Here is a 6,854-nt window from a genome sequence, read left to right as displayed (position 1 = left end):
GGGGTGAGCGATGACGGACCGGACCCTGCCTGGTCGGGCGAGCCGAGCCTCCAGGCGTGACAGACGGCGAGGGCTAACGCGTCAGCAGCGTCGGCGGGCTTGGGAGCCTCCGCGAGCCCGAGGACCGCGGCGACCATGGTCTGCACCTGCCGCTTGTCGGCGTTGCCGTACCCGGTGATGGCCGCCTTCACCTCGGACGGGGTGTGCAGTCCGACCGGCAGACCGCGCGCTGCCGCTGCGTGCAGCGCGAGTCCGGCGGCCTGCGCCGTGCCCATCACCGTCCGGACGTTCGCCTGGGCGAAGACCCGCTCGACGGCGACGGCCTGCGGGCGGTGTTCGTCGATCTCGGCGGCGATGCCGTCGGCGATCCGCAGCAACCGCTGCTCGAGGGCCATGTCCGCTGGCGTCCGGACGACGGTCACGTGCACGAGGCGGGCGCGCCGGTTCGGTGCGACCTCGACCACGCCGACACCGCACCGGGTGAGCCCGGGGTCGACCCCGAGCACCCGGAGCACCGTGCTAGTCCTCGTCGTCGTCGAGCTCGGCCTGGACGTCCGCGGGGATGTCGAAGTTCGCGTAGACGTTCTGCACGTCGTCCGAGTCCTCGAGCGCGTCGATCAGCTTGAAGACCTTGCGGGCGGTGTCGGCGTCGACCGGGACCTTGAGCCCCGGGACGAACTCGGCGTCGGCCGAGTCGTAGTCGATGCCGGCGTCCTGCAGGGCCGTACGGGCCGCGACGAGGTCGCTCGCCTCGGTGATGACCTCGAAGCCGCCGCCCTGGTCGATGACGTCCTCGACGCCGGCGTCGAGCACGGCGCCCATGACGGTGTCCTCGTCGAGGCCGTCGGTCTTCGTGACCGAGATGACGCCCTTCCGCGAGAAGTTGTACGCGACGCTGCCCGGATCGGCCATCGTGCCGCCGTTGCGCGACATCGCCGTACGGACCTCGGCCGCAGCGCGGTTCTTGTTGTCCGTGAGGCACTCGATCAGCATCGCGACGCCGTTCGGGCCGTAGCCCTCGTACATGATCGTCGTGTACTCGATCGACTCGCCGGTGAGACCGGCGCCGCGCTTGATCGCGCGGTCGATGTTGTCGTTCGGCACCGAGGTCTTCTTGGCCTTCTGCACGGCGTCGACCAGGGTCGGGTTGCCCGACAGGTCGGCGCCGCCCATCTTGGCGGCGACCTCGATGTTCTTGATGAGCTTGGCGAACGACTTGGCACGGCGCTGGTCGATGACCGCCTTCTTGTGCTTGGTCGTTGCCCACTTGGAATGCCCGGACACGGTGCTCCTTGCGTCTTGCGGAAGATCCTGGTCAGTCTACCGAGCCGGGAGGCGCGGTGTCGGTCCGGCGCGCTGGTCCTGTGGACAGTGCGCAGCCCGGTGGTCGGCTCGGAGCCCGCCGCTCGGCGCGCGGGTAGGCCCCGAGCGAGTCACGCTGTGGGGAACCAGGTTCCGGACACAGCACCGCGGAAGATCGTGGTTCCGTGTCCGGAACCTGGTTCCGGCAGCGAGGGTGGGCGTCAGGAGGCGTGGACGAGGTCGAGGAAGCGCCGGTGGAACCGGTCCTCCCCCGCGACCTCGGGATGGAACGCGCTGGCGATGACGTTGCCCTGCTGCACCGCGACGACCTGCCCGTCCGGGAGTGCCCCGAGGACCTCGACGCCGGCGCCGTGCTCCTCGACCACGGGTGCCCGGATGAACACGGCGTGCACGGGCACCTCACCGAGTTCCGGCATCGGGATGTCGATCTCGAACGAGTCATTCTGGCTGCCGAAGGCGTTCCGCCGCACCGTCGTGTCGAGCACCGCGAGCGTCTGCTGCCCGGGGATGCCCGCCGCGATGCGTGCGGAGAGCATGATCATGCCGGCGCACGTGCCGTACGTGGGGAGTCCGCTGCGGATGGCATCCGCCAGGGGCTCCGCGACACCGAACGCGCGCGACAGCTTGTCCATCACGCTCGACTCGCCGCCGGGGACGACCACGCCGTCGAGCGACGCGATCTCCTCCGGACGACGGAGCGGCACGACGTCGGCACCGAGCTCGGTCAGTGAGGCGATGTGCTCGCGGAAGTCCCCCTGCAGCGCGAGGACGCCGATGCGCGGGTGCGCCGTCGGACTACCAGCCACGCTCGGCCAGGCGGTGCGGAGCGGGGACGTCGGCGACGTTGATGCCGACCATCGCCTCGCCGAGCCCGCGGGAGACCTCGGCGATGACCTTCGGGTCGTCGTGGAAGGTCGTCGCCTTGACGATCGCGGCCGCACGCTTGGCCGGGTCGCCCGACTTGAAGATGCCGGAACCGACGAAGACGCCGTCCGCACCGAGCTGCATCATCATCGCGGCGTCGGCCGGGGTGGCCACACCGCCCGCCGTGAAGAGCACGACGGGGAGCTTGCCGGTCTGCGCGACCTCCTTGACGACGTCGAAGGGTGCCTGGAGCTCCTTCGCCGCGACGTAGAGCTCGTCCTCCTTGAGGTGACGCAGCGCCGCGATCTCCTTCGAGATGGTGCGGATGTGCTTCGTGGCCTCGGACACGTCGCCCGTGCCGGCCTCGCCCTTGGAGCGGATCATCGCCGCACCCTCGGTGATGCGGCGCAGGGCCTCGCCGAGGTTGGTCGCGCCGCAGACGAAGGGGGTGGTGAAGTTCCACTTGTCGATGTGGTTGACGTAGTCGGCGGGCGAGAGCACCTCGGACTCGTCGATGTAGTCGACACCGAGCTCCTGCAGCACCTGGGCCTCGACGAAGTGGCCGATGCGGGCCTTCGCCATGACCGGGATCGAGACCGCGGCGATGATCTCCTCGATCATCGACGGGTCGGACATGCGGGCGACACCGCCCTGGGCACGGATGTCGGCGGGGACGCGCTCGAGGGCCATGACGGCCGTGGCGCCGGCTTCTTCCGCGATGCGGGCCTGCTCGGCGTCGACGACGTCCATGATCACGCCGCCCTTGAGCATCTCCGCGAGGCCGCGCTTGACGCGGTCGGAGCCGGTGATCGAGGTGCCGGGGGTGCTCGGGGTGCTGCTGCTGTCGCTCATGATTCGGCCAGTCTAGTGCTCCGTCGGCCAGCCTTCCGCGACCAGACGACGGGTCTCGCCGAGCAGCTGCGACATCGACTTCGTGCGGGCGATGATCGGGAAGAAGTTCGAGTCGGACTGCCACCGGGGGACGATGTGCTGGTGCAGGTGCCCGGCCACGCCCGCCCCCGCGACCTCGCCCTGGTTCATCCCGATGTTGAAGCCGTCGCAGTGTGAGACCGCACGCAGCACGCGCATGGCCGTCTGCGTGAGCTCGCCCATCTCGCGGACTTCGTCGGGTGAGGCTTCGTCGTACAGCGGGATGTGGCGGTAGGGGCACACGAGCAGGTGCCCGTTGTTGTACGGGAACAGGTTGAGCAGCACGTAGGCGTGCTCTCCCCGGGCGACGATGAGGGCGTCCTCGTCGGTCTTGTGGGGCGCCTCGCAGAACGGGCAGTCGTCGTCGTGGCCGCGGCCCTTGCCGTCGCGTCCGGCGTCGATGTACGCCATGCGGTGCGGGTTCCACAGCCGTTGGAAGGCGTCGGCGACCGCGGCTCCGGTCGCGGCGTCGCGGATGACCAGCGGGTCCTCGGCACCGGAGGCGACAGAGGCGCCGGGAGCAACAGGTGTGCCGGGAGCAACAGGTGTGCCGGAAGCAACAGGTGTGCCGGACGCAACCGGTGCGCCGGACGCAACGGGTGCGCCGGACGCAACGGGTGCGCGGGACGCACCGTCGGCCCCGGGGCCGACCACGTCCTCGACGTGACCGGTCCCAGGGACCTGCTCGGTGCCTCTCCCCACCGGCACGACCGTCCCGCCGCTGGCGCGTCGGTCCGGAACCGGCGGCGTGGGCCCTGGCTGGGTCATCAGACCTGCGCGCGCTCGCGGATCGCGGTGAGGATGCGCTCCACGGCCTCGTCGACCGGCACCGCGTTGTCCTGTCGACCGTCGCGGAAGCGGAACGACACCGCCCCGGCGTCGCGGTCGTCGCCGCCGGCGATGAGCTGGAACGGCACCTTCGCCTTGGTGTGCGTGCGGATCTTCTTCTGCATCCGGTCGTCGGAGTGGTCGACCTCGGCGCGGACGCCGTGCGAGCGGAGCTTCGCGACGACCTCGTCGAGGTAGTCGCCGTACTCGGCCGCGACCGGGATCCCGACGACCTGGACCGGGGCGAGCCAGGCCGGGAACGCGCCGGCGTAGTGCTCGGTGAGGACGCCGAAGAACCGCTCGATCGACCCGAAGAGTGCACGGTGGATCATCACCGGGCGCTGCCGGGAGCCGTCGGGCGCCGTGTACTCGAGCTCGAAGCGCTCGGGCAGGTTGAAGTCGAGCTGCACGGTCGACATCTGCCAGGTGCGGCCGATGGCGTCGCGGGCCTGGACGGAGATCTTCGGGCCGTAGAACGCCGCGCCGGCGGGGTCGGGCACGAGTTCGAGCCCGGACTCTTCCGCGACCTCGCGCAGGGTGTTCGTCGCGATCTCCCAGACCTCGTCGTCGCCGACGTACTTCTCCGGGTCCTTCGTGGAGAGCTCGAGGTAGAAGTCGTCGAGGCCGTAGTCGCGCAGCAGGGAGAGCACGAACTCGAGCGTCGTGGTGAGCTCCTCCTTCATCTTCTCCTGCGTGGTGAAGATGTGGGCGTCGTCCTGCGTCATGCCGCGCACCCGGGTGAGCCCGTGGATCACACCAGACTTCTCGTTGCGGTAGACCGTGCCGAACTCGAACATCCGCAGCGGCAGGTCGCGGTAGGACCGGGCCTGGGAGCGGTAGGCGAGGATGTGCATCGGGCAGTTCATCGGCTTGAGGTAGTAGTCCGCGCCCTGCCGGGTGACGTTTCCGTCCTCGTCGCGTGCCTCGTCCATGTGCATGGCCGGGAACATGCCGTCCTTGTACCAGCCGAGGTGCCCGGACTGCTCGAACAGGTCACCCTTGGTGATGTGCGGCGTGTAGACGAACGAGTAGCCCTCTTGCTCGTGCCGGCGTCGCGAGTAGTCCTCCATCTCGCGGCGGATGATGCCGCCCTTCGGGTGGAAGATCGCGAGGCCCGAGCCGATCTCGTCCGGGAACGAGAACAGGTCGAGTTCGGCCCCGAGCTTGCGGTGGTCGCGCTTGGCGGCTTCCTCGAGGCGGACGAGGTAGGCCTTCAGCTGGTCCTTGTCCGGCCAGGCGGTGCCGTAGATGCGCTGCAGCTGGGGGTTCTTCTCCGAGCCGCGCCAGTACGCCGCCGCGACCCGCATGAGCTTCGACGCGTTGCCGATCCACCGGGTGTGCGGGACGTGCGGACCGCGGCAGAGGTCCTGCCAGACGACCTCACCGGTCTTCGGGTCGACGTTCTCGTAGACCGTCAGCTCGCCGGCGCCGACCTCGACGCTCTCACCGGAGTCGCCGGAGTCCGCGGCGCCCTTGAGGCCGATGAGCTCCTGCTTGTAGGGCTCCCCGGCCATGCGCTCGCGGGCTTCCTCGTCGGTGACGACGACGCGACGGAAGCGCTGGGCCTGCTTGACGATGCGGTCCATGCCCTTCTCGATCGCCTTGAGGTCCTCGGGGGTGAAGGGCTCGGCGACGTCGAAGTCGTAGTAGTAGCCGTCGGTGACGGGCGGGCCGATGCCGAGCTTGGCGTCGGGGTTGATCTGCTGCACGGCCTGCGCGAGCACGTGCGCGGCGGAGTGGCGGAGGATGTCGAGGCCGTCCTGCTCCTGCAGCGTGACCGCCTCGACGGTCACATCGGAGGACACCTCGGCCGCGAGGTCCTTGAGGACGCCGTCGACGCGGATGGCGACGACACCGCGCTCGCCGTCGAAGAGCTCGGTGCCCGTCGTGGCCGTCGTCGCGGTGCGGGGCTCGGGCGCCTGGGGCAGGTCTACGGGCTCGGGTGCGACTGCGTCGGTCACGATCGTGGTGCTCCTCGGTTGGTTCAGGGGTGGGTCAAGACTAGTGCGCGACGGCGACGGTGCTGCCCTGCTGTGTACTGTGCCGGACGCTCGTCGCGATGTGCAGGAACGGCTGTGCAAGAACGGCTGTGCGGGCACAGCCGTGCAGGAACCGCCTGGAGGCGCGGTGCGGGTCCGTCAGGCCGGGACGGATCCCAGCGTGGTCACCGGGACCCGCGCCTCGACGCGCGCACGACCGGCGAGTCCGTCGAGCTCCAACAGTGCGGCGAAGCCGATGGCCTCGTAGCCGGCACGCTCCAGGAGCGTGATCGTCGCGGCTGCGGTACCGCCGGTCGCGAGGACGTCGTCGACGACGAGCACGCGGGTGCCCGCGGGCAACTGACCGGGGCGGAGTTCGAGTTCGGCCTCGCCGTACTCGAGTGCGTACTGCTCACTGAGGACCTCGCCCGGGAGCTTGCCCGCCTTGCGGACGGTCAGGACGCCGACCTGGTGCTGCGCGGCGATGCCACCGGCGAGTGCGAACCCGCGGGCTTCGATGCCGGCGACCGCCTGGAAGCCCGCCCCCACGGCGAACGGCGCCGCGAGGGCCTCGCACACCCGACCGAACGCCACCGGGTCCGAGAACACGGGCGTGACGTCGCGGAACAGGATCCCGGGCTTCGGGAAGTCCGGCACGATCGCGGTCAGTCGGTCGACGAGGGCAGCTGCGGTTTCGGTCACCGCACAACGGTACGGCAGTGGGAACGGTCGGCCGGACCCGCACGGTGCGAGGTCCGGCCCGGAGCGTGCGAGGTTCCACACGCGGTGCGCGGCGAATTACCTCGCACCGAACGTGGAACCTCGCACCGGACGCGCCTGGCGCGTTGAGCGCGCCGGACCCGCACGGTGCGAGGTCCGGCCTGGAGCGTGCGAGGTTCCGCACGCGGTGCGCGGCGCACTGCCCCGCAC

At 70.2% G+C, this 6,854-nt stretch carries 7 protein-coding genes; all 7 read right to left on the bottom strand.

Features of this window, described 5'->3' with window-relative positions:
* Window positions 1–515: crossover junction endodeoxyribonuclease RuvC (gene ruvC, locus ACSW7Y_RS15350; protein WP_438127109.1), on the bottom strand; the 515-nt coding region annotated here is incomplete at its 3' end.
* Window positions 516–519: 4 nt separating this feature from the next.
* On the bottom strand, window positions 520–1,284 hold the full coding sequence (locus ACSW7Y_RS15345) for a YebC/PmpR family DNA-binding transcriptional regulator (protein WP_438127108.1): 765 nt from the start codon (window positions 1,282–1,284) through the stop codon (window positions 520–522).
* A 239-nt stretch (window positions 1,285–1,523) separates the two neighbouring features.
* The gene (gene pdxT / locus ACSW7Y_RS15340; RefSeq protein ID WP_438127107.1) at window positions 1,524–2,129 is read right to left on the bottom strand and encodes a pyridoxal 5'-phosphate synthase glutaminase subunit PdxT; all 606 of its coding nucleotides are present in this window, start codon (window positions 2,127–2,129) and stop codon (window positions 1,524–1,526) included.
* A complete protein-coding gene (gene pdxS / locus ACSW7Y_RS15335) occupies window positions 2,119–3,039 on the bottom strand; it encodes a pyridoxal 5'-phosphate synthase lyase subunit PdxS (protein WP_438127106.1) in 921 nt (306 codons plus the stop codon). The genes pdxT and pdxS overlap by 11 nt, the downstream gene beginning before the upstream one ends.
* Window positions 3,040–3,051: 12 nt before the next feature.
* The gene (locus tag ACSW7Y_RS15330; protein WP_438127110.1) at window positions 3,052–3,600 is read right to left on the bottom strand and encodes an HIT family protein; all 549 of its coding nucleotides are present in this window, start codon (window positions 3,598–3,600) and stop codon (window positions 3,052–3,054) included.
* Between the two features lie 284 nt (window positions 3,601–3,884).
* Complete coding sequence (thrS, locus tag ACSW7Y_RS15325; RefSeq protein ID WP_438127105.1) at window positions 3,885–5,906, bottom strand: threonine--tRNA ligase; 2,022 nt, start codon at window positions 5,904–5,906, stop codon at window positions 3,885–3,887.
* Window positions 5,907–6,083: 177 nt separating this feature from the next.
* A complete protein-coding gene (locus ACSW7Y_RS15320) occupies window positions 6,084–6,626 on the bottom strand; it encodes an adenine phosphoribosyltransferase (RefSeq protein WP_438127104.1) in 543 nt (180 codons plus the stop codon).
* Between the last annotated feature and the right edge of the window lie 228 nt (window positions 6,627–6,854).

This window comes from Curtobacterium flaccumfaciens, from assembly GCF_051548005.1.
Classification (GTDB): Bacteria; Actinomycetota; Actinomycetes; order Actinomycetales; family Microbacteriaceae; genus Curtobacterium.
The sequence above is the reverse complement of the archived record's forward strand: the minus strand, read 5'-3'. Positions and strand labels throughout refer to the sequence as shown.

Bases quoted from the DNA above. Each gene is read 5' to 3' on its own strand.
- pdxS (WP_438127106.1), bottom strand. From the start codon at position 3,039: ATGAGCGACAGCAGCAGCACCCCGAGCACCCCCGGCACCTCGATCACC.